Raw genomic sequence first — 23,133 nt, 5'->3', positions numbered from 1 at the left:
GGGGCTCAGATCAGCCCGGCGTCGGCGAGCTTCTGCTCCAGCGCCACCAGGTCGGGGATGCGCACCAGGTCGTCGCCGACGCTCACCGCCGCCAGTTCCAGCGGCGCCAGCTCGGCCTCGGCGCGAGGCAGCTCGGGACCGACCTTGAGCGAACGCGGGATGCCCTGGGCCAGCAGCGCCAGGAACTTCACGTGGGGCCGTCCGCCCAGGGCGTTGAGGATGATGACCCGCGCCCCTGGGCCGACCTGGGCCGCGCCGCCGGAAGCCGCCTCGAAGGACAGCAGCGGCAGGCGCAGGTCGCGCCAGGCCACCTGGCCCAGGTACCAGGCCGGCAGGCCCGGTTGCGCCTGGGGCGCGCGGTAGGCGATCAGTTCGGCCACGGCCACGTTGGGCAGCAGCAGGGTGCGGTCGGCCAGGGGCACCAGCAGCCCGGTCAGGCTGGCGGGCGCCTCGTCGGCGCCGAGGTTGGCCGGGGTGCCGTTCACAGGGGCTTCCTGCGGCAGGGAAAGATCACTCATGACTCCACTCCAGTGGCCGCACACTGCGCGGCCAGGTGTTCGACCAGCGCCGCGGCGAGCTCGCGCGGATCGGCCGAGAAGGTACTGTAGCCGCCCTCGCGCAGGCTGTCGGGCATGCTCGAGCAGGCGCAGCCGTCCGCGCGCTGCGTCCAGATCTCGGCGCCCTGGCGGCGCACGTAGGCGGCCGCGGCGCTGCCGTCGCTGCACATGCCGCTGAAGACTATCACCCCGCAGCGGCTGCCGAACTGCTGGGCGAGGTTGAGCATCATCTGATCGATGGACGGGCTGTAGGGCTCCGGCCAGGCCCGCTGGCCCAGGCGCATGCGGCCATCCTCGGCGAAGCCCAGCTCGTGCTGCACCGGCACCACCACCACTTCGCCGCAGCGCAGCCAGTCGGCGTCGCGGGCGAGGTTGACGCGCCACTGGCTATGCCGCCCCACCGCCTGCGGCAGGCTCTGCTCGAACGACGGGGCGATGTGCTGGGCATAGAGGAAGGCCAGCGGCAGGCCGCCCGGCAGCGCATCGAGGAACGCCTTGACCGCCGCTGGGCCGCCCAGGGACGCGGCCAGCAGCCAGACCTGGCGCGCCGGCTCGCCCACCTGCAGCGGCGAGGCCGCCAGGTCGTCGGGCAAGGCTATGCGGTTCGGCCGCTGGGCCTCGCTCAGCAGCGCCTCCAGGCTCTGGCCGACATTGGCGCTGGGGTCGCCCACCAGGCGTCGCAGCTTGCCCACCAGGCGCCGTTCCCAGCGCGGATAGTGTTCGGAGAGCCGCTCGGGGGCATGGCCCTCGCCGAACAGCACCGGCACCTGGGCCTGCTCCAGCAGGTTGTCGAGCAGCGGCGTGTCCTCCTGCTGGGCCAGGTCGACCAGCCACAGGTCGGTCTCGCAGGCGGCCAACTGAGCCTCATCCAGACGCCCGGGGTCGGCGTTGAGCACCACCTGGTAGCCATGCCCGGCCAGCGCCTGCTGCAGCACGTGGCGCTGCAGCGAGGTGTCGGCGATGATCGCGATCCTTGCGCCGCTCTGCTCAGGCATGGGCGGTCACCAGCGCCTGGATGCTGTCGAGCAGCTCGGACTCCTGGTAGGGCTTGCCCAGGTAGCGGTTGACGCCGATGGCCAGGGCCCGCTCGCGGTGCTTCTCGCCGGTGCGCGAGGTGATCATGATGATCGGCAGGTCCTTCAGGCGCTCGTCGTGGCGCACCAGGGTGGCCACCTCGAAGCCGTCCATGCGCGGCATCTCGATGTCCAACAGCATGATGTCGGGCTTGTGTTCCTGCAGCTGGGCGATGGCGTCCACCCCGTCCTTGGCGGTCAGCACGTTCATGCCGTTGCGTTCCAGCAGGCGGCTGGTGACCTTGCGCACGGTGACCGAGTCGTCCACCACCATGACCAGGGTCGGGCGCTGCTGCTCGCTGTCCGCCTGCGGCGCATTGGGCAGCGCGCGGCGCGGCTGGGCATGCAGGGCGAGGCTGGCCAGGCGGGCGCGGATGGTCGCCAGCAGGTCGAGGATCACCACCACGCGGCCGTCGCCGAGGATGGTCGCCCCGGAGATGCCGCTGACCCCGGCGAACTGCGCGCCCAGGCTCTTCACCACGATCTCGCGGGAGCCGGCCAGGGCGTCCACCTGCACCGCCACCGCGTGTTCCGCGGAGCGCACCAGGATCACCGGCAACGGCAACGACTGGCCCACCAACTTGGGCTGCTGGCCGTTGTTCAGCAGATCGCCCAGGTATTTCAGCTCGTAGTCCTGCCCGGCATATTCGAAGTGCGGCGCATGGCCCTGCCTGCCGCCCTCCTCGTAGAGGGCCTCCAGCTCGTAGGGCGAGACGCGGACGATGCCCTCGATGGTGTTCAGCGGCACGGCGTACAGGTCCTCGCCGGAAAGCACCATGAGCGCGCGGTTCACCGATACGGTGAAGGGCAGGCGGATGGCGAAGCGGGTGCCCTGCCCCGTCTCCGAGTGGATGCTCATGGAACCGCCGAGCTGCTTGACCTCGGCGTTGACCACGTCCAGGCCGACGCCGCGCCCGGAAATCTGCGTGAGCTTTTCGGCGGTGCTGAAGCCGGCCTCGAGGATGAACTGCAGCACCTCGTGGTCGGAAAGCTCGGCATCGGCCGCCATCAGGCCGCGTTCGACGGCCTTGCGGCGCACCGCGTCGAGGCGGATGCCGCCGCCGTCGTCGGCCAGGCTGAGGAGGATGTCGCCCCCCTCGCGGCCCAGCTCCAGGCGGATGCTGCCGGCCTCCGGCTTGCCGGCGGCGCGGCGCGCGTCGGCGGATTCGATGCCGTGGTCGACGGCGTTGCGCAGCATGTGCTCCAGGGGCGCGACTATGCGCTCCAGCACGGTGCGGTCCATTTCCCCTTCGGCGTTGCCGACGATGAACTCCACCTGCTTGCCCAGTTCGCCGGCGACCTGCCGGACGATGCGCCGCAGGCGCGGCACCAGGCGGTCGAAGGGCACCATGCGGGTACGCATCAGGCCTTCCTGCAGCTCGGTGTTGACCCGCGCCTGCTGCAGCAGCAGGGTCTCGGCGTCGCGGTTCTTCGCGGCCAGGGTTTCCTTGAGGTCGAACAGGTCGGAGGCGGACTCGAACAGCGCGCGGGACAGCTGCTGCAGCTGCGAGTAGCGGTCCATCTCCAGCGGGTCGAAGTCCTCGTAGCCGGCGCGCTCGGCGTCGGCCTGGTGGCGCGAGAGGATCTGCGCCTGGGTCTCGGTGTCGAGGCGGCGCAGCTGGTCGCGCACCCGCTCGATGGTGGCGTCCATCTCCGTGAGGGTGGAGCCGACGTCGCTCACCTGTTGCTCGACGCGGCCGCGGAAGATGGAGGTTTCGCCGGCCAGGTTGACCAGGTTTTCCAGCAGCGGCGCCGGGACCTTCACCAGCTCCTGCGGGGCGCGCCGCGCGGCGGCCTGCTGCGCGGCCTCCTGGGCGCGCTGGACGAAGGGCAGGACCTTGGGCGCCTCGCTGCGCTGCGGCTCGACGACGGCCATGATGGCGCCGGCGGCCAGGACCGGCAGCGGCGGCTCGACCGGCTCCGGCTCGCTGGCGGGCGGCGGCGTGACGGCCGCGGCGCTTTCCGCGGCGGCATCGGCCTCGCCGACCTGCTGGCGCAGGTGGTCCACTTCGTTCTGCAGGCCGTCGAAGCCCGACTGCACGTCGAGCAGCAGGCTGTCCGGCCAGGGCGCGCCCTGGCGCTGGGCTTCGGTGAGGTGCTCCTCGAGGTCGTGGGCGAGGTCGCCGAGGGCGTTCTGCCCGGCCAGCCGCGCACCGCCCTTGAGGGTGTGGAGGATGCGCAGCAGCTCGTCGAGGGCGCCGTGGTCGCCATCGGCGTCCCAGCGGCCCAGGGCGTGCTCCATGCCTTCGAGCAGGTCGTCGGCCTCTTCCAGGAAGATGTCGATGATGTCCGCCGCCGGCTCGTCGCCGGCCAGCAGCGACGGCACCAGCGGCTGCAGGCTGACGCTGCTGGGCATGCTCAGCTGTTCGTCGGGGTTGGCGCGGAAGTCGCGGATCGCCGCGATCAGCGACTCGCCCTCGGGAACCGGCCGCCGGCCCTGCACCGCCTCGAGCATTTCCGCCAGGCGGTCGTGACAGCGCTGGAGCAGGGCGAAGAGCCCGTCGCTGGCGCGCAGGCGCCCGCCGCAGAGGCCTTCGTAGAGGTATTCCAGTTCGTGGGCGAGGTCGCCGATGGGGCGGATCTCGGCCATGCGCGCGCCGCCCTTGAGGGTATGCAGGTCACGCTGCAGGGCTTCGAGCTCGACGCCGTTGTCGACGTTGCCCATCCAGCGCTGCAGCGCGCCGGCCGCGCTTTCCAGGATGTCGAAGCCTTCTTCGAGGAAGATGTCCACCAATTCCTGGTCGTGCACTTCCAGCGGTTCGAACGCCGGTTCCGCCGCGGGCTCGACGTCGTCGGACTGCTCCAGGGCCTGGGCGCTGGGATCGCTTTCCGCCTCATGGAGGAAGGTGGCGAGGTCGATTTCCTCCAGCACCGGGTCGACCGCCTCGGGCGCCGTGCCTTCGGTCTCCGGCTCCTGCTCGGGCTCGGGCTCGGATTCGCTCTCGTCGACGATCGGCAGCGGCGGCTCGTCCGCCAGCGGCTCGGCTTCGGCTTCGGCTTCGGCTTCGGCTTCGGCTTCGGCTTCGGCTTCGGCTTCGGCTTCGGCTTCGGCTTCGGCTTCGGCTTCGGCTTCGGCTTCGGCTTCGGCTTCGGCTTCGGCTTCGGCTTCAGGCTGCGGCTCGGCCGGCGCGGCGGTCAAGGCCGTCTCGGGGTTCTGGCGGAAGGCGCGGATACGCTGGATCAGCGCGTCCGGGTCGGTCAGCGGCTGCCCGGCCTGCAACTGGTCGAGCTGCTGCGCCAGGCAGTCGTGGCAGGCCTGGAGCAGCCCGGCCAGGCCGGGGCCGGCCTGGAAGCGCTGGTCGAGCAGGCCTTCGTAGAGCGACTCCAGCTCATGGGACAGGTCGCCGATCTCGCGGATCTCGGCCATGCGCGCGCCACCCTTGAGGGTGTGCAGGTCGCGTTGCAGGGTGGACAGCGGCGCCGGCGTCTCCGGGGCCTGACTCCACTGCGCCAGGGCCTGGCCGGCGCTGTCGAGGATGTCCACGGCCTCTTCGAGGAAGATCGCCACCATTTCCTCGTCCAGCGTCTGCACGGGGTTGGCCGCGCGAACGTCTTCCGGCTCGACCGGCGCGGGCTCCTGCGCCTCGGCGAGCGGCGCCGCCGGCCATTTCAGGCCTTCGGGCAGGTCTTCCGGTGCGGTGGGGCGGTCGAGCAGCAGCTCTTCGTCCTCCAGCGGGAAGTCGTCGGCGGTGAGCTGGTCGAGGTCGATGAAATCGCTCTCGCCGTCGGCCTCCGCCTGCACCGGCTCGGATGCCTCATCGGCCTCCACGGCGGGCGCCTGGAGCAGGCGCTGCAGGGCCTCGACCTGTTGCGGGCAGGCGCTGACCTGCAACGCCGCGGCCACCTGGTCCATCATGCCGATCAGCGCCTCGTGGGCGTCTTCGGCGGCGCCGAAGAAGTCGTCGCTCACCGCCAGCCGGCCCTGTTGCACCGCGCCGTAGACGGCCAGCAGCGCTTCGCAGAGTTCGGCCATCTGCGGCAGCTCGGCCTGCTGCGCGCCCTTGGCCAGTGTCGCCAGCTCCTCGTGCAGGGCGCCCAGCTCCTGGCCTTCGTGGGGGTGTTCGCGCCAGCGGCCGAGCAGGTCCTCGGCGTCCAGCAGTATGTTCATGCCCTCGGCGAGGAACAGGCTGAGCATCTGCGGATCGCCGCCACTCTCGCCGCTTTCGCCGCGACGCTTGGCCTCCGCGGCCTCCAGGCGCTCCTGCTGGACCTGGGCGATGCGCTGCAGCAACTCGTCGCCGCCGTCGATGTGCGCCAGCGGACGGCCGGCGTCCAGTTGTTGCAGACCCACCCTGAGCAGGCGCTCGGCCTCGCGCAACAGCTCGGCCTCGCGCAGGTCGACCTGCAGCAGGTTGGTCTTGAACTCCTTCACCAGCCGCTCCAGCGGCGTGGCGATTTCCGCGATCGGCAGGATGCCGGCCATGTGCGCGCTGCCCTTGAGGGTGTGCAGGGCGCGTTGCAGGTCGTCGGTGACCGGCTGGGGCAGCTCGCGGTCGCAGTCGGCGAGGAAGCCGCCGAGGGTTTCCAGATGGGCTTCGGCCTCGTTGCGGAAGATTTCCAGCAGCTGCGGGTCGAGACCTTCGTCCAGGGCCGCGGCTTCGACCGCCGGCTCCAGCGCCACCTCTTCGACCGCCGGTGTTTCCCCGCCTTCCGGCGGCGGCACCGGTTCGCCCTTGGCCAGGGCGTGGGCGGTGGCGGCGAGCTGGTCGACGTCGTCGCGCTGGCGCTGCGCGCTGGCGGCGAACTCGTCCACCAGCGACGGCATCAGCGCCACCACGTCGCCGATCACCTGCAGCACCGGCGCGCTGGCCGCGATGCTGCGGTCGAGCACGCGGTTGAGCAGGTTCTCGATGGACCAGGCCAGTTCGCCGACCACCAGCGCCCGGACCATGCGCCCACTGCCCTTGAGGGTGTGGAAGGCGCGGCGGATCTCGGTCAGCGCTTCGCGGTCGTCGACGTCGGCCTGCCAGCGCGGCAGGTATTCGTTGATGGTTTCCAGGACCTCGCCGGCCTCTTCGATGAAGACCTCGCGCAGCTCCTCGTCCACCGGTTCCTCGTCGGCCGGCGGCGGCAGCAGGCTGGGCGGCACCTCGCGGGCCGGCGGATTGATCGCCTGGGCCGGGGTGGCCATCACCTCGGCCAGGGACAGCGGTTTCGCCTCCTCCGGCTCGGCCTCGGGCTCGGCCGGCGGTGACGGCAGCTCGACCTCGGGCAGGTCCAGCGCGGCCATGTCCAAGTCCTCCCAGGCCTGGTCCGCGGCACTGGGCTGCTCGCTGGCCGGGGCCGCTAGCTCGGGCAGTTCTTCCAGAGATGACCCAGGCGCATCGAGCGGGGCATCCAGCTCCAGCGCGGGCAGTTCGTCGCTCGCCGGCGGCTCGTCGGCGAGGGGTTCCAGGCTCCATTCGCCCAGGGCCGGTGCGCTATCGCCAGGTTGCGGCGCGTCGAACGCCAGGTCCCATTCGAGTTCGCTGGCCGGCGCCGACGGGTTGGTTTGCGGCTCGGCCCCGGCATCCAGGGCCGGCAGGTCGTCCAGGCTCCACGAGGTGTCGGAGGTGGAGGGGGTTTCTTCGTCCAGCGTCCACTGGATTTCGCCTTCCGCGGCTGCGGGGCTCGCGGCGGCATCCAGGGCCGGCAGGTCGTCGAGGGTCCAGGAATCGCCTGCGGCCGCCAGGCCCGGGGCTGCGGGCGCCACTTCGGAGCCGGGCAGCGGCTCCAGGCCGTCCAGGGACAGGCTCTCGTCCAGCGACCAGCTCGGCTCCACCGGCTCGGCGGGCGATTCCAGCGGCGCGTCCAGGCTGAAGTCGACACCGGCATCGTCGAGCGCCGGCGTCTCGGGCTCGGCCAGGGTCCAGTTGTCGTCGGAGACCAGCAACGGCGCCTCGACGTCCTCGCGGATCGGCGCCGCTTCCTCGGTGGCCGGCAGGTCCCAGGCCAGCTCGTCGCCGGGCTGGGCGAGATCGCCGGCATTGGCCGGTTCCCAGCCGGGCTCGGCGGCGAAGGCCTGGGCGGCCTCGGGCACTATGTCGTCCGGCGCCTGCAGCTCGTCGACGACGCCCTGTTCCGCCAGCACGTCGGCGGCGGCGCTGGTCGCCAGCAGGTCGATTTCCGCCAGCGCCTCGTCCGCCGGGGCGTCGGGCGTCGGCATGTCGAGGATGGAAGGCCGCGGCTTGAGCGGATAGCCCAGCTGTTCCAGGCTCTCCTCGGCGACGTCGAGGATCAGCTCGCCGGAGCTGCCCTGGTCCTCGGAGAGGCGTTCGAGGTAGTACTCGACGCCGGTGATGGCGTCGGCCAGGGTGTCCAGGCTGTGCCAGTCCGGCACCGCCTGGCGCGCCAGCAGCTGTTCCTGGATGTAGCGGTTGCAGGCCTCCAGCAGCCGGGCTGCGCGCCCCTGGTCGATCATTTCCAGGCCGCCGCGGACCTGGGTCAGCAGTTCCGGCACCCGCGCCAGGTGCTCGTGGTTCCACTGCGAGGCGATGAACTCGATGATGGCGTCCTTGGCCAGCTCCAGGCCGTTGCGCGCCTCCTTGATCACCACCTGGTGGATCTGCGCCACGTCGGTGGTCGGCAGGCGGCTCTCCTCGTCGCCATGTTCCTCGCTGGGCCCGGCCATGCCGGCCAGGGTGGCCTCGACGTAGAGCAGCGCGCCGGCGACATCCATCAGGGTGGCGTCGCTGGGTTCGCGACGCCCGTCGGCCAGGGCGCCGACCACTTCGAGCTGGTCGAGGATCACCCGGCGCGGCTGGCCGAAGCCGAGCACCGCCAGGGTGTCGGCGATCTGCTTGAGCGGCGTCACCAGGGCCTGGAGGTCCGCCACCGCGGAGCGGTCGCTGCGCACGAAGAGGTCGAGGCTGTCCTTGACCCGCACCAGTTCCTCGCACAGGGCGCCGACCACCGAGCGCATGGCGTCGCGGTCCGGGCCGGCCAGGCGGGCGCGTTCCTCGTCCACCACGGCGGCGCCGGGCAGCGCCTCGTCGAGACGGTACTCGTCCTTGACCTCGCGCACCTTGGGCGACTGGTCGGACGCCTTGGCCACATAGAACAGCAGGTTCTTCACCAGTTCGTCGGGCGCCGCCTGGTTCATCCCGTCTGCGCCCTCCTCGACCAGGCGCTTGAACTCGCGGTCGACCTGGCGCAGCAGGTTGCGCACCGTGGTGCCGTTGGCGATGCTGCCGTTGGCCAGGCCTTCGACCATGGCCGAGGCGATGGTCCACAGGCGGCCCAGCGGGGCCTCCCGGCACAGCGATTCGAGGCGGGCGAAGACCCGCGCCATGTAGCCCAGGTTGGTCGGCAGGTCCTGGTTGCGGATCACCCCGACCAGCGCCACCTGCAGCATCTGCCGCAGCTTGCGCAGCAGCGTCGGCAGCTCGGAGGTGCGCAGGCGCGCCAGGGCGTCGTGGGGCAGCAGCGGCTTGCCGCCGGACAGGTCGGGGGCGAACAGGCTGGTTTCCGAGAGCAGCTTCTCGCCGCGGGCGGCGCGCAGGTCGTTGAGCAGCGGCAGCACCACCATCGGCAGGTCGCGGCGCGCGCTCTGGATGCGGTCCAGGTACACCGGCAACTGCAGGATGGCCTGCATCAGCACTTCCAGGGCCTCGCCCTGGCTGGGCACGCGCTGGTCGATCAGCGCCTGGGTGAGCTGCTCCATTTCCTCGGCGAGCAGGGCGGCGCCATAGAACTCCACCATCTGCAGGGTGCCCCGCACCTGGTGGACGTGGGCCAGGCAGAAACCCATGCGCGTGGGGTCCTGCGGGTTCTCGACGAACGCCTCCAGGGCCTGCCGCGCCTGCTTGAGGGTTTCGGCGATCTCGCCTTTCACCCATTCCAGGGCGACATAATCGTGCCGATCACCCATAGCCACTCCACTCATGTGTCTGTGTCATCCCTTCCGGGTAAAGGCCAGAACCCGCTCGTCGGCCACCGGCACCAGGTCCGGGTGCTGCCATTCGGCAACCTCGCCAACGCCTATCACCAGCAGCCCACCCGGCGCCAGGCGCTCGGCCAGGCGGTTGAGGATGTCCCGGCGCCGCCAGCGGCGGAAGTAGATCAGCAGGTTCTGACAGAAGATCACGTCCAGGCCGGACATGGGCGCCTGCCCCAGGTCCAGCACGTTCAATCGCGTACAGCACACCCGCTCGGCCAGCTCGGGTCGCACCCGGTAGCGGCCGTCGGCCTCTTCCCGGAAATAGCGTTGCCGCAGTTCATCCTCGACATCCGCCAGCTTGCGCGCCGGGTACAGCGCCTCGCGGGCCTTGCCCAGGGCGCTGAGGCTGATGTCGGTGCCGCTCACCCCGTACAGCGACGGCAGTTCCAGCTCGCGCAGCGCCTCGGCGACCACCATGGCCAGCGAGTACGGCTCCTCGCCGCTGGAACAACCCACGCTCCACAACGCCAGCGGCCGCCCCAGCGCCGGCAGGCGCTCGCGGACGTAGCCGGCGAGCAGCTCGAAGGACGCGAGGTGGCGGAAGAAGCGGGTTTCCTGGACGGTCAGGCGGTCCAGCAGGTTCGACCACTCCACTGCGCCCCGCGGGCCGTCGGTGACCTGGTGGTAGTAGCTGGCGTAGTCGCCGATGCCCAGCTCGCGCATGCGCGCGCCCAGGCTGGTCTGCAGGAAGGTCCGGCGTTGTTCGTTGACTACAACGCCGGTGCGTTCTTCCAGCAGAGCCTGCCAGTCGCGGAACTCCGCCGCCGACATGTCGGCCAACGGCTGCAACGACCAGACGCCAGTTGCCTGCATGTCGCGCCTCTCGCTCAAGACTGTCGTGCGCGGCGCCCTTCAGCCCCGCGCACCTCCGCTCAGGCCCGTTCTGCCAGGTCCGGCAGTTTGAAGCCGGATACCGAGTTGCGCATCTCGCTCGCCATCTTCGCCAGGTTGCCGATGCTGCGCGCAGTGGCGGTGGTACCGGCGGAGGTCTGCGAGGTGATCTCCTGGATCACGTTCATGGTGTTGGAGATGTGGCCGGCGGACGACGCCTGCTGACGGGCGGCGTTGGAGATGTTCTGGATCAGCGCCGCCAGGGTCTTGGATACCTTCTCGATCTCTTCCAGGGCCACACCGGCGTCCTGCGCCAGGCGGGCGCCACGCACCACTTCGGAGGTGGTCTGCTCCATGGAGATCACCGCTTCGTTGGTGTCGGTCTGAATGGTCTTCACCAGCGCCTCGATCTGCTTGGTCGCGGCGGAGGAACGTTCCGCCAGGCGCTGTACCTCGTCCGCCACCACGGCGAAGCCGCGGCCCGCGTCACCGGCCATGGACGCCTGGATCGCGGCGTTCAGGGCGAGGATGTTGGTCTGGTCGGCGATGTCGTTGATCAGGCTGACGATGTCGCCGATCTCCTGGGACGATTCGCCCAGGCGCTTGATCCGCTTGGAGGTGTCCTGGATCTGTTCGCGGATGTTGTCCATGCCGGTGATGGTGTTGTGCACCACCTCGTTGCCCTTGTTGGCGATGGCCACGGAACGTTCCGCCACTGCGGAGGACTCGCTGGCGTTCGCCGATACCTGGTCGATGGACACGGCCATTTCGTTGATCGCGGCGGAAGCGCCGGCGATTTCCTGGGCCTGGTGCTCGGAAGCCTCGGCCAGGTGCATCGCCGTGGCCTGGGTTTCCTGGGCGGCGGCGGCCACCTGCACGGCGGTGAGGTTGATGGTTTCCACCAGCTCGCGGAGCTGGTCGATGGAGTAGTTGATGGAGTCCGCGATGGCGCCGGTGAAGTCCTCGGTCACGGTCGCGGCCACGGTCAGGTCACCGTCGGCGAGGTCGGCGATCTCGTCGAGCAGCCGCAGGATCGCCGCCTGGTTGCGTTCGTTCTTCTCGGCAGTCTCGGCGAGGCGGCGGTTGGTCTCGCGCACCATCACCAGGCCGATGAGGATGATCGAGCCGAGGGCGAGGATGCCCAGGGCGACGCTCGCCACCTGGTTCAGGTGCCGGCCGCCGGCCAGGTTCTCGAAGCCGTCGGCCAGCTTGGAGGCCTTGTCCAGCAGGGTCTGCGAGCTGCTGAAGATGGTGTTGGCGGACTCGCGGACCTGGAACAGTTCCGGCGAGGTCTCGAGGATCTCGTCCACCGAGCCGGAAACGAACTCGAACAGCTCGGAGACCTCGTTGAGGCGATCGACGGCCTCGGCGTTGGTCACCTTGGAGATGCTCATCGCCGCGTTGCCTTCCTTCATGCCCTTGAGCACCCGGCCGAACAGGCTGGCGTCGCGGCCGAAGCTGTCGGCGGCCTGCACCGAGTTCTCGTCGCCGGCGAGCACCTTGTTCACCGAGCCGAGGATACGTTCGGCGAGCAGCGACTGGCGCTGGGCCACGGCGACCTGGTCGGCCGGCGCGCCGCTTTCCAGGAGGATGTCCACCACTTCCTCGTAGGTCACCTGCAGCTGCGGGATGGTCTCGGCGAGGGTCGCGGCCACCTGGTGCAGCGAAAGCACGGTCTGTTCGCTGGCGAGGATGGAGTCGGTGTTCTTGCGCAGCAGGTCCCAGTCCTTCTGCACGTCGGCCATCTGCGTCTGCACGGCGGCCGGGCTCGGCGGCAGGCCGGTGCTCTCGTCACCCTTGAGCAGCACGTTCCAGCGCTTCTCGAAGTCGTTGCGGGCGTCCTTCAGCGACTTGAACGCCTCGCTCTTGCCCGCCGCCGCTTCGGTGGCGTTCTTGGCGATCCGCTGCGACAGCACGCGCAGTTCGCCGGCATGGCCGATGTACTGCTTGTCGTGGTTCGACTGGGTGTTGAGGTAGGCGAAGTTGGCGAACAGCAGCACGATCGAGACGATCAGGACGATGAACAGCCCCGCGATCAGTGAACTGCTGCGCGCTCCCGCAAAGAGATTGCCTGTCTTGATTTTCTTCATATACGGCCCCCGCCTGGACCCACCACGATTTCGGTTTCCATGTCACGACACGGGCCGGAGGTTCCCGACCCAACCGTTTTCAACTAGCTGGCGACGTCGAGGAAGCCCGGGTGCTGCGCCAGGGCATGCGGGCTGAATACCAGCCAGGGCTGCTCTCGATGGAATACGCCATGAACAAAGGGTTGCAGCGCCGCCTCCAGGGGCGGCAACTGCTCGCTGAAGGCGTCCACCGGGAAGTGCTGCATGCCCAGGACCTCATCGACGATGAGCCCGGCGAACACCTCCCCGTGTTCTACCACCAGCACGCGGCGCTGCTTGCGCAACGGCGACAGCTCCGCGCCGAGAAATCCGCACAGGTCCATGATCGGCAGCAGCCGACCGCGGACGTTGGCCACGCCCCGGACCCACTCGCGCACGCCGGGCAACAGGGTGTAGCGCGGCTCGTGGAGCACTTCGCCGACCTCCCCCATGGGCGCCACGAACAGGCGGCCGGCCATGCGGAAGCCGATGCCGTTCCAGCTCTGCACGACCTCGCGCTGCGCCGGCAGGCCGGCGGCCAGGCGACGGCAGCGCTGGTCGATCTCGACGAGAAGCTGGAAGGGACTCTGGACTTCAGACATGCCGGCCCTGGCCTTTTCTAATAGTTATTCGGGCCCCGCCCGGCGTCAGCCGGCGAGTACCGCATTGATGGTCTTGAGCAGCGTTTCTTCGTCGACCGGCTTGGTCAGGTAGTCGCGAGCGCCCTGGCGCTTGCCCCAGACCTTGTCGGTCTCCTGGTCCTTGGTGGTGACGATGATGACCGGGATGGCGCTGGTCTCCGGGTCCTTGGACAGCTGCCGGGTGGCCTGGAAGCCGTTCAGCCCGGGCATGACGATGTCCATCAGGACCACGTCCGGCTTCTCCTGCCGGGCCAGGGCGACGCCGTCGGCGCCGTTCTCCGCCTTGAGCACCTGGTGCGAGTGCTTCTCCAGCATCGCGGTCAGCTTGTACATCTCGGTCGGAGAGTCATCAACAATGAGGATTCGAGCCATGGGGTCCCCCAGGAAAAGGCATCACCGGCACGCAGGGCCGGACATCAGGAAGCTTGCTCCACCGGGGTGAAGTCGGGCACGTGGGTCTTGATGGCGCCGAGCAGCTCTTCCTTGCTGAAGGGCTTGGTGAGGTACTGGTCGGAGCCGACGATACGACCCTTGGCCTTGTCGAACAGGCCGTCCTTGGAGGACAGCATGATCACCGGGGTGGATTTGAAGGCGCTGTTGTTCTTGATCAGGGCGCAGGTCTGATAGCCGTCGAGCCGAGGCATCATGATGTCGACGAAGATGATGTTCGGATGGGTGTCGGCGATCTTCGCCAGCGCGTCGAAGCCATCGATGGCCGTGATGACATCGCAGCCGACTTTCTTGAGCAGGGTTTCGGCGGTACGACGGATCGTCTTGGAATCGTCGATGACCATCACCTTCAAACCATCGGAATGCTGTTCCATGTTCGCCCTTTTACCATCTCGGTGAATCGTTACTGTCTTATATTCAGTGCGCTGACGCCCTGCCACCGTTCGGGCTGCGACCCAATCGTCGGAGTCTTTTAGCACACTCTCCCGCATCCATCCATAACACCCCGGATGCGCTGGCTTTTTCCTTGACCGGGCACATATCCGGCGCCACCCTGAGCATCCTTTTCCGCCCTTTTCGGCGCGGTTCGTCGCCGCACCCCCCCTTTCGGAGGACTCCCCATGAGCGTACGCCTGGGCATCGTGATGGACCCCATCGCGAGCATCAACTTCAAGAAGGACAGCTCCCTGGCGATGCTGCTGGCGGCCCAGGCCCGTGGCTGGACGCTGTTCTACATGGAACAACAGGATCTTTACCAGAAAGCGAACGCCGCACGGGCCAAGATCCGCCCCCTGAAGGTCTTCGACGACGCCGAGCGCTGGTACGAGCTGGACCAGGAGATCGACCTGCCGCTCGCCGAGCTGGACGTGATCCTGATGCGCAAGGACCCGCCCTTCAACAACGAGTACATCTATTCCACCTACCTGCTGGAACAGGCCGAGCGCGCCGGCACCCTGGTGGTGAACCGCCCGCAGAGCCTGCGCGACTGCAACGAGAAGTTCTTCGCCACGCTGTTCCCGCAGTGCACGCCGCCGACCCTGGTCACACGGCGAGCCGACATTCTGCGCGAGTTCGCCGCCGAACATCGTGACATCATTCTCAAACCCCTCGAAGGCATGGGCGGCACCATGATCTTCCGCCACCGCGAGGGCGACCCGAACCTCTCGGTGATCCTCGAGACCCTGACCCTGCACGGCCACCAGCAGATCATGGCACAACGCTACATCCCGGAGATCAAGGATGGCGACAAGCGTATCCTGATGATCGACGGCGAACCGGTGGAGTACTGCCTGGCACGCATCCCGGCGCAGGGCGAGACGCGCGGCAACCTCGCCGCCGGCGGCCGCGGCGTGGCCCAGCCGCTGACCGAGCGCGACCGCTGGATCGCCCAGCAGGTCGGCCCGCAGCTGCGCGAGCGCGGCCTGCTGTTCGTCGGCCTGGACGTGATCGGCGACTACCTCACCGAGATCAACGTCACCAGCCCGACCTGCATCCGCGAGATCGACAAGGCCTACGACACCCGCATCGGCGAGCGCCTGATGGACGCCATCGAGGGCAAGCTCAAGGCCCGCGCGGCGGCGGCGCAAGTTTGACGCAGCCGACAACTTGACGCTTGCCGCTTGCAGGCGGCGGCCGGGGAAAGCAGACTTCGCCCACCCCGGCCAACCCTATATGCAATGAACGCTGCAACCTCCCCCCAAGCCTTCCCGTCCTCCGGCGTCCGCCCGGCGGACCGCCTGGGCTTCACCCTGTTCGTGGCGGCGGTGCTGCATGTGGCGCTGATCCTCGGCGTGGGCTTCTCCATGCCCCATCCGAGCCAGCTGAGCAAGACGCTGGAAATCACCCTGGCCACCTTCAAGAGCGAGAAGAAGCCGGAGAAGGCCGACTACCTGGCGCAGATGAACCAGGAAGGCAGCGGCACCCTCGAGCACAAGGCCATCCCCAAGACCACCGAGCAGGCGCCGTTCCAGGACAGCGAGGCGAAGAAGGTCGCCCCGCCGCCGACGCCGAAGCAGGCCAAGGAGGCGGAATCGCCCAAGACCGCCGTGGCCACCAAGGCGCCGAAGCCGCAGAAGGTCCAGGCCAAGCCGCAGAAGCCCAAGGCCGAGCAGGTCGCCCAGCCAGCGCCGCAGTTCGACTCCAGCCAGCTGTCGGCGGAAATCTCCAGCCTCGAGGCGGACCTTGCCAAGGAGCGCCAGGCCTACGCCAAGCGCCCGCGCATCCACCGCCTGACCGCCGCCTCGACCATGCGCGACAAGGGCGCCTGGTACAAGGAGGAGTGGCGCAAGAAGATCGAGCGCATCGGCAACCTCAACTACCCCGACGAGGCCCGCCGCCAGCGCATCTACGGCAGCCTGCGGCTGCTGGTGTCGATCAACCGCGACGGCTCGCTGTACGAGGTGCAGGTACTGGAGTCCTCCGGGCAGCCTCTGCTCGACCAGGCCGCCCAGCGCATCGTCCGCCTGGCCGCGCCCTTCGCCCCGTTCAGCGGCGACCTGGCGGACATCGACCGCCTGGAAATCATCCGCACCTGGCGCTTCGAGCGCGGCGACCGTCTGTCGAGTCGATAGCCCCCTCCGGGCGGCTTGCAGGCCGCGCGCCCAAGCCTGAAACTAGCGCCATGAATACAGCGCCCACCTACCTCAAGCACCATTTCCTGATCGCCATGCCGCACATGGCCGATCCCAATTTCGCCCAGACCCTGACCTACCTGGTCGAGCACAACGAGCAGGGCGCCATGGGCCTGGTGATCAACCGCCCCAGCGGCCTGAACCTCAGCGACGTGCTCGAACAGCTGCGCCCCGAGCCCCTGCCGCCGGCGCGTTGCCAGGGCATCACCGTCTACAGCGGCGGCCCGGTGCAGACCGACCGCGGCTTCGTCCTGCACCCGGCCGGGCAACTGTTCCAGGCCACCCTGGAGCTGGGCGAGCTGAACCTTTCCACTTCCCAGGACGTGCTCTTCTCCATCGCCGACGGCAGCGGCCCCGCGCAGAGCGTCATCGCCCTCGGCTACGCCGGCTGGGAAGCCGGCCAGCTGGAGGCCGAGCTGGCCGACAACGCCTGGCTGACCTGCCCGGCGGACCTGGAGGTGCTCTTCGACGTGCCCGCCGAGCAGCGCCTGGCCGCCGCCGCACAGCGCCTGGGGATCAACCTCAGCCTGCTCACCGCCCAGGCCGGGCACGCCTGATGGGCGCGCCGCGCCTGCTGCTGGGCTTCGACTACGGCACCAAGCAGATCGGCGTCGCCGTCGGCCAGGCGGTCACCGGCCAGGCCCGCGAACTCTGCGTGCTCAAGGCGCAGAACGGCGTGCCGGACTGGAACCGCGTCGAGGCGCTGATCAAGGAATGGCAGCCGGACGCCATCGTCGTCGGCCTGCCGCTGAACATGGACGGCACGCCCAGCGAGATGAGCGAGCGCGCCGAGAAGTTCGCCCGCCGCCTGCACGGCCGCTACAACCTGCCGGTGCACACCCACGACGAACGCCTGACCACCTACGCCGCCAAGGGCGAGCGCCTGGCCCAGGGCCAGCGCGACGGCTACCGCGAACGCCCGGTGGACGCCCTGGCCGCGGCCCTGCTGCTCGAGGGCTGGCTGGAGGCCCACGGCGGCGCTTGACCTGCGGCAGTGCCGGCCGCGGCACACGCGCTAATCTTGAGCGGGTACCCGCCGCACACGGGCGCCCGAGGAATCCACGGCGGCCCAGCCTGGACCGCCACGAGTCATCCAGGAGATGTCATGAACCTGCCCAGTCCCGCCGAACTCCTGCCGCGCATGGCCACCGACCTGCGCAACCACCTCGCCGAGCGCGGCATAGACACGCCGCGCTTCGTCGGCATCCACACCGGCGGCATCTGGGTCGCCCAGGCCCTGCTCAAGGAACTGCACAGCGAGGAAATCCTCGGCATCCTCGACGTCTCCTTCTACCGCGACGACTTCACCCGCAGCGGCCTGCACCCGCAGGTCCGTCCGTCGGAACTGCCATTCGAGATCGACGGCCAGCACCTGGTCCTGGTCGACGACGTGCTGATGAGCGGCCGCACCATCCGCGCCGCGCTCAACGAGCTGTTCGACTACGGCCGCCCGGCCAGCGTGACCCTGGTCTGCCTGCTGGACCTGAACGCCCGGGAACTGCCGATCCGCCCCGACGTGGTCGGCCAGACCCTGTCGCTGGCCCCCAATGAAAGGGTAAAATTGCGCGGTCCCGCACCACTCGTCCTCGAGCGCACCCTTATCAGCGCGCTCTGAACGCGCGCGCCACCTCTCCACATTTCAGGGCCTGCCCCATGCCGACAGACGCCAAGCGCCCGCTGCAGCTCAACGACCAGGGCCAGCTGCGCCACTTCCTCTCGCTCGACGGATTGCCCCGCGAGCTGCTGACCGAAATCCTCGACACCGCCGACTCCTTCCTCGAAGTCGGCGCGCGCGCGGTAAAGAAGGTCCCGCTGCTGCGCGGCAAGACCGTGTGCAACGTGTTCTTCGAGAACTCCACGCGCACCCGCACCACCTTCGAACTGGCCGCCCAGCGCCTGTCCGCCGACGTCATCACGCTGAACGTGTCGACCTCCTCGACCAGCAAGGGCGAGACCCTCACCGACACCCTGCGCAACCTCGAGGCCATGGCCGCCGACATGTTCGTCGTGCGCCACAGCGACTCGGGCGCCGCGCACTTCATCGCCGAGCACGTCAGCCCCAGGGTGGCGGTGATCAACGGCGGTGACGGCCGCCACGGGCACCCGACCCAGGGCATGCTCGACATGCTCACCATCCGCCGCCACAAGGGCAGCTTCGAGAACCTCTCGGTGGCCATCGTCGGCGACGTCCTGCACTCGCGGGTGGCACGCTCGAACATGCTGGCGCTGAAGATCCTCGGCTGCCCGGACATCCGCGTCATCGCCCCGCGCACCCTGCTGCCGATCGGCCTGGAGGAGGTCTACGGGGTGAAGGTGTTCACCGACGCCAACGAAGGCCTCAAGGACGTCGACGTGGTCATCATGCTGCGCCTGCAGCGCGAGCGCATGCAGGGCGGCCTGCTGCCCAGCGAAGGCGAGTTCTTCAAGCTCTACGGCCTGACCCAGAAGCGCCTGAAGCTGGCCAAGCCCGATGCCATCGTCATGCATCCGGGGCCGATCAACCGCGGCGTGGAGATCGAATCCGCGGTGGCCGACGGCGAGCAGTCGGTGATCCTCAACCAGGTGACCTACGGGATCGCCATCCGCATGGCCGTGCTGTCCATGGCCATGAGCGGGCAGAACGCCCAACGCCAGCTGGAACAGGAGGACGCGCAATGACCGTCAGCATTCACGGCGCCCGCGTCATCGACCCGGCCAGCGGCCTGGACCAGGTCTGCGACGTCCATATAGAAGCCGGCAGGATCATCGCCCTGGGCCAGGCCCCGACCGATTTCCACGCCGCCCAGGAGCTGGACGCCGCCGGCCTGATCGCCGCGCCCGGCCTGGTGGACCTGAACGTGGCCCTGCGCGAGCCGGGCTACAGCCGCAAGGGCAACATCGAGAGCGAAACCCGCGCCGCCAGCGCCGGCGGCGTCACCAGCCTGTGCTGCCCGCCGCAGACCAGGCCGGTGCTGGACACCCCGGCGGTGGCCGAGTTGATCCTCGACCGCGCCCGCGAGGCCGGCAATGCCAAGGTCTTCCCCATAGGCGCGCTGACCCGCGGCCTGGCCGGCGAGCAGTTGTCCGAACTGGCCGCCCTGCGCGACGCCGGCTGCGTGGCCTTCAGCAACGGCCTGGCGCCGCTGGCCAGCAACCGCGTGCTGCTGCGCTCGCTGGAGTACGCGGCGACCTTCGACCTGACGGTGATCTTCACCTCCCAGGATGCCGAACTGGCCCAGGGCGGCCTGGCCCACGACGGCCCCACCGCCAGCTTCCGCGGCCTGGCCGGCATCCCCGAGAGCGCCGAGACCGTGGCCCTGGCCCGCAACCTGCTGCTGGTGGAGCAGAGCGGCGTGCGCGCGCACTTCAGCCAGCTGACCAGCGCCCGCGGCGTGGAGATGATCGCCCAGGCCCAGGCCCGCGGCCTGCCGGTGACCGCCGACGTGGCGCTGTACCAGTTGATCCTCACCGACGAGGCCCTGGCCGACTTCTCCAGCCTCTACCACGTGCAGCCGCCACTGCGCTCGCGCAAGGACCGCGACGCCCTGCGCGAAGCGGTGAAGAGCGGCGTGATACAAGCCATCGCCAGCCACCACCAGCCCCACGAGGCGGACGCCAAGAACGCCCCCTTCGCCGACACCGAGCCGGGCATCAGCAGCGTCGAACTACTGCTGCCGCTGGCCATGACCCTGGTGCAGGACGGCCTGCTCGACCTGCCGACCCTGCTGGCGCGCCTGACCACCGGCCCGGCCGCCGCGCTGCGCCTGCCGGCCGGCCGCATAGCGGTGGGCGAGGCGGCAGACCTGGTGCTGTTCGAGGCCGAGGGCCAGACTCTGGCCGGCGAGACCTGGTACTCCCGCGGGCAGAACAGCCCGTTCATCGGCCACTGCCTGCCGGGCGCGGTGCGTTGCACGCTGGTGGATGGGCATATCGTGCATGCCATCTGAGCCTGCCCAGGCATGAAGAAGAAGCCCGCCATCCGGCGGGCTTTTTCTTTTCCTGTAGGAGCGAGCTTGCTCGCGAAGGGGGCTTGCAGGCGATTTTTGGCGTTGAGCTTTAGAGCGCCCTCTCCCTAACCCTCTCCCTGAAGGGAGAGGGGACCGTTGGGCAGAGTTGGATGTGCTGGCGTCAGCCGGCTAGCACAGAGACTGCCGGCTGAAACCAGGCCTTCTCTCGGCACGAACAAGCCCCCTCTCCCTTCAGGGAGAGGGCTGGGGAGAGGGGACGGAGGTGACCTCATGCACAGCATGGCCGGAAAGCACCGTTCGCGAGCAAGCTCGCTCCTACAAAAAAGCCCCCGCCCCTAGATAGTCGCCAACGCCTGCGCCAAATCCGCACGCAGATCCTCGACATCCTCCACCCCCACCGACAACCGCACCAGCGCATCGCCTATCCCCAGCTCAGCCCGGGTAGCCGGCGGAATGGTGGCATGGGTCATGATCGCCGGATGCTCGATCAGACTCTCCACCCCGCCCAGGCTCTCGGCCAGGGCGAAGATGCGCACGTTCTCCAGGAAACGCTTCGAGCCGGCCAGGTCAGTGGCCAGGTCCATCGAGATCATCCCGCCGAAGCCGTTCATCTGCCGCTTGGCCAGCTCGTGCTGCGGGTGCGAGGGCAGGCCCGGGTAGTGCACCCGCGCCACCTGCGGCTGGCGTTCCAGCCACTGGGCCAGTTCCAGGGCGTTGGCGCAGTGCCGTTCCATGCGCAGGGCCAGGGTCTTCACCCCGCGCAGGGTGAGGAAGGCGTCGAAGGGGCCGGCGATGGCGCCCACGGCGTTCTGCAGGAAGCCCAGGCGCTCGGCCAGTTCCGGGTTGTCGCCGACCACGGCGATGCCGCCGATGACGTCGGAGTGGCCGTTCAGGTACTTGGTGGTCGAATGCACCACCACGTCGAAGCCCAGCTCCAGCGGGCGCTGGATGCGCGGGCTGGCGAAGGTGTTGTCGGCCACGCAGAGAATGCCGCGGCTGCGGCACAGGCGGGCGATGGCCTCCAGGTCGGCCAGGCGCAGCAGCGGGTTGCTCGGCGTCTCGATCCACACCATGCGGGTTTCCGGGCGCAGCGCGGCTTCGATGGCGCCGATGTCGGTGAGGTCGACGAAGCTGAATTCGTGCCCGGCGCTGCGCCGGCGCACGCGCTCGAACAGGCGGAAGGTGCCACCGTAGATGTCGTTGCCGGACACGATGTGCGAGCCGGCATCGAGCAATTCCAGGGTCGCCGAGATGGCCGCCAGCCCGGAGGCGAAGGCGAACGCCTTGCTGCCGCCCTCCAGGTCCGCCACGCAGCGCTCCAGGGCCCAGCGCGTGGGGTTGTGCGAGCGCCCGTAGTCCAGGCCCTTGTGCACTCCAGGGCTGTCCTGCAGGTAGGTGGAGTTGGCGTAGATCGGCGGCATCAGCGCGCCGGTGGAAGGATCGGGCGCCTGGCCGGCGTGGATGACCCGCGTGGCGAAACCGCGCGAGGCCTTGGAATCCTGGCTCATGGGAGCGTTCTCCGGAGGTGGTTGAGCAAGTCGAAACGGGTGATCAGGCCATGGAAGCCCGAGGCGTCGGCGATGATGGCGACCAGGCCGCAGTCCAGCTCGGCCTGCAGTTCGGCCAGGCTGGCGTCCGGGGCCAGGGTTTCCAGGCGGGTGGTCATGGCGCTGGCCACCGGCTGGCGAAAATGGCTGGCGTCGGCGTGCACGCCCAGCAGGATGTCGGATTCATCGATGACCCCGACCAGCCTGCCGTTGGCCAGCACCGGCAGCTGCGAGACGTCGGCCAGGCGCATGCGCTGGAAGGCGGTGAGCAGGGTGTCGTCCGGCCCCACGCTGATCACCCGGCCCTCCTCGAAGCGCCGCGCGATGATGTCGCGCAGGTCGCCGTAACGCTTGCGCTGCAGCAGGCCCTGGTCGGTCATCCACTGGTCGTTGTAGACCTTGGACAGGTAGCGCGTGCCGGTGTCGCAGACGAAGCTGAGCACGCGCTTGGGCTGCGTCTGCTCGCGGCAGTAGCGCAAGGCGGCGGCCAGCAGGGTGCCGGTGGAGGAACCGCCGGGAATGCCTTCGGCGCGCAGCAGTTCGCGGGCATGGGCGAAGCTCTCCTCGTCGCTGATGGAATAGGCGTGGCGCACGCTGGAGAGGTCGGCGATGGAGGGAATGAAGTCCTCGCCTATGCCTTCCACCGCCCAGGAACCGACCTCGCCGAGGGTGCCGTCGCGCACGTAGCCGGCCATCACCGAGCCCACCGGGTCGGCCAGGACCATCTCCAGGTTCGGCTGCACCTGGCGGAAGAAGCGCGTCAGCCCGGTGAGGGTGCCGGCGGAGCCGACGCCGACGACGATGGCGTCCAGGTCATGGCCGGTCTGCTGCCAGATTTCCGGGGCGGTGCTGGTTTCGTGGGCCAGGGGGTTGGCCGGGTTGTTGAACTGGTCGGCGAAGAAGGCCCCGGGGATTTCCGCGGCCAGGCGCGCGGCCACGTCCTGGTAGTACTCCGGGTGGCCCTTGCCGACGTCGGAGCGGGTGATGTGCACCTCGGCGCCCATGGCCTTGAGGTGCAGGACCTTCTCGCTGGACATCTTGTCCGGCACCACCAGCACCACCCGGTAGCCCTTGGCGCGGCCCACCAGGGCCAGGCCCAGGCCGGTGTTGCCGGCGGTGGCCTCGACTATGGTCCCGCCGGGCTGCAGGCGGCCGTCGCGCTCGGCGGTCTCGATCATGGCCACGCCGATGCGGTCCTTGATCGAGCCGCCGGGGTTCTGCGATTCCAGCTTGAGGAACAGCGTGCAGGGGCCGGTATCGAAGCGGCTGACCTGCACCAGCGGCGTGTTGCCGATCAGGTCGAGTACGGCAGGACGAAGTTCGTTGCTCATGGCATCCACTCCTTGTCGGCGCCGCGGGGATCGCCCGGCAGCGCGCCTTTATGGTCTTCCTGACCATAGGCCGGCGGCGCGCCCGTCGCCATGCCGGCTG

General features: G+C 69.2%; 17 protein-coding genes. 7 read left to right on the top strand and 10 right to left on the bottom strand.

All coding sequences use genetic code 11. The features are described 5' to 3' along the window. Nucleotides 1-5: 5 nt before the first annotated feature. From PcP3B5_RS02745 to pilG, 8 genes are all read right to left on the bottom strand, one after another. Entirely contained in the window at nucleotides 6-518 is a 513-nt protein-coding gene (locus tag PcP3B5_RS02745; RefSeq protein WP_009615263.1) for a chemotaxis protein CheW, read from the bottom strand. Continuing rightward, on the bottom strand, nucleotides 515-1,552 hold the full coding sequence (locus PcP3B5_RS02740; RefSeq protein WP_009615262.1) for a chemotaxis protein CheB: 1,038 nt from the start codon (nucleotides 1,550-1,552) through the stop codon (nucleotides 515-517). Before PcP3B5_RS02740 ends, PcP3B5_RS02745 begins: the two co-directional genes overlap by 4 nt. Further along, complete coding sequence (locus PcP3B5_RS02735; protein ID WP_061560520.1) at nucleotides 1,545-9,479, bottom strand: Hpt domain-containing protein; 7,935 nt, start codon at nucleotides 9,477-9,479, stop codon at nucleotides 1,545-1,547. Before PcP3B5_RS02735 ends, PcP3B5_RS02740 begins: the two co-directional genes overlap by 8 nt. A 24-nt stretch (nucleotides 9,480-9,503) precedes the next feature. Then, a complete protein-coding gene (locus PcP3B5_RS02730; RefSeq protein ID WP_061560519.1) occupies nucleotides 9,504-10,361 on the bottom strand; it encodes a protein-glutamate O-methyltransferase in 858 nt (285 codons plus the stop codon). Between the two features lie 59 nt (nucleotides 10,362-10,420). Next, nucleotides 10,421-12,469, bottom strand: a complete 2,049-nt coding sequence (locus PcP3B5_RS02725; RefSeq protein WP_043269485.1) for a methyl-accepting chemotaxis protein — start codon at nucleotides 12,467-12,469, stop codon at nucleotides 10,421-10,423. 83 nt (nucleotides 12,470-12,552) lie between these two features. Further along, nucleotides 12,553-13,089, bottom strand: a complete 537-nt coding sequence (locus PcP3B5_RS02720) for a chemotaxis protein CheW (protein ID WP_009615258.1) — start codon at nucleotides 13,087-13,089, stop codon at nucleotides 12,553-12,555. 45 nt (nucleotides 13,090-13,134) lie between these two features. Beyond that, on the bottom strand, nucleotides 13,135-13,500 hold the full coding sequence (pilH, locus tag PcP3B5_RS02715) for a twitching motility response regulator PilH (RefSeq protein WP_009615257.1): 366 nt from the start codon (nucleotides 13,498-13,500) through the stop codon (nucleotides 13,135-13,137). A 44-nt stretch (nucleotides 13,501-13,544) separates the two neighbouring features. Then, nucleotides 13,545-13,952: a twitching motility response regulator PilG gene (pilG, locus tag PcP3B5_RS02710; RefSeq protein ID WP_009615249.1), complete on the bottom strand. Its 408-nt coding sequence runs from the start codon at nucleotides 13,950-13,952 to the stop codon at nucleotides 13,545-13,547. 246 nt (nucleotides 13,953-14,198) lie between these two features. On the opposite strand from pilG, the gene gshB reads away from it, so the two are divergent. The 7 genes from gshB (at nucleotide 14,199) to PcP3B5_RS02675 (ending at nucleotide 20,134) form a co-directional block, all read left to right on the top strand. Continuing rightward, on the top strand, nucleotides 14,199-15,170 hold the full coding sequence (gshB, locus tag PcP3B5_RS02705; protein ID WP_043317848.1) for a glutathione synthase: 972 nt from the start codon (nucleotides 14,199-14,201) through the stop codon (nucleotides 15,168-15,170). Between the two features lie 84 nt (nucleotides 15,171-15,254). Beyond that, nucleotides 15,255-16,148: an energy transducer TonB gene (locus PcP3B5_RS02700; RefSeq protein ID WP_009615247.1), complete on the top strand. Its 894-nt coding sequence runs from the start codon at nucleotides 15,255-15,257 to the stop codon at nucleotides 16,146-16,148. A 50-nt stretch (nucleotides 16,149-16,198) separates the two neighbouring features. Continuing rightward, nucleotides 16,199-16,765: a YqgE/AlgH family protein gene (locus tag PcP3B5_RS02695; RefSeq protein ID WP_009615246.1), complete on the top strand. Its 567-nt coding sequence runs from the start codon at nucleotides 16,199-16,201 to the stop codon at nucleotides 16,763-16,765. Then, nucleotides 16,765-17,193, top strand: coding sequence for a Holliday junction resolvase RuvX (gene ruvX / locus PcP3B5_RS02690; RefSeq protein ID WP_009615245.1), 429 nt, complete (start codon nucleotides 16,765-16,767; stop codon nucleotides 17,191-17,193). Before PcP3B5_RS02695 ends, ruvX begins: the two co-directional genes overlap by 1 nt. A gap of 120 nt (nucleotides 17,194-17,313) precedes the next feature. Further along, nucleotides 17,314-17,823: a bifunctional pyr operon transcriptional regulator/uracil phosphoribosyltransferase PyrR gene (gene pyrR, locus PcP3B5_RS02685; RefSeq protein WP_009615244.1), complete on the top strand. Its 510-nt coding sequence runs from the start codon at nucleotides 17,314-17,316 to the stop codon at nucleotides 17,821-17,823. Between the two features lie 38 nt (nucleotides 17,824-17,861). After that, the gene (locus tag PcP3B5_RS02680; protein ID WP_061560518.1) at nucleotides 17,862-18,866 is read left to right on the top strand and encodes an aspartate carbamoyltransferase catalytic subunit; all 1,005 of its coding nucleotides are present in this window, start codon (nucleotides 17,862-17,864) and stop codon (nucleotides 18,864-18,866) included. Beyond that, entirely contained in the window at nucleotides 18,863-20,134 is a 1,272-nt protein-coding gene (locus tag PcP3B5_RS02675; RefSeq protein ID WP_061560517.1) for a dihydroorotase, read from the top strand. Before PcP3B5_RS02680 ends, PcP3B5_RS02675 begins: the two co-directional genes overlap by 4 nt. 356 nt (nucleotides 20,135-20,490) lie before the next feature. Here the strand turns inward: PcP3B5_RS02675 and PcP3B5_RS02670 are convergent, their stop codons facing one another. Continuing rightward, on the bottom strand, nucleotides 20,491-21,663 hold the full coding sequence (locus tag PcP3B5_RS02670) for a cystathionine gamma-synthase (RefSeq protein ID WP_043269495.1): 1,173 nt from the start codon (nucleotides 21,661-21,663) through the stop codon (nucleotides 20,491-20,493). Beyond that, complete coding sequence (locus tag PcP3B5_RS02665; RefSeq protein WP_061560516.1) at nucleotides 21,660-23,033, bottom strand: pyridoxal-phosphate dependent enzyme; 1,374 nt, start codon at nucleotides 23,031-23,033, stop codon at nucleotides 21,660-21,662. The genes PcP3B5_RS02670 and PcP3B5_RS02665 overlap by 4 nt, the downstream gene beginning before the upstream one ends. Nucleotides 23,034-23,133 lie beyond the last annotated feature (100 nt).

The organism is Pseudomonas citronellolis, assembly GCF_001586155.1.
Lineage (GTDB): Bacteria > Pseudomonadota > Gammaproteobacteria > Pseudomonadales > Pseudomonadaceae > Pseudomonas > Pseudomonas citronellolis.
This window is presented reverse-complemented; position numbering and strand designations above follow the sequence as displayed.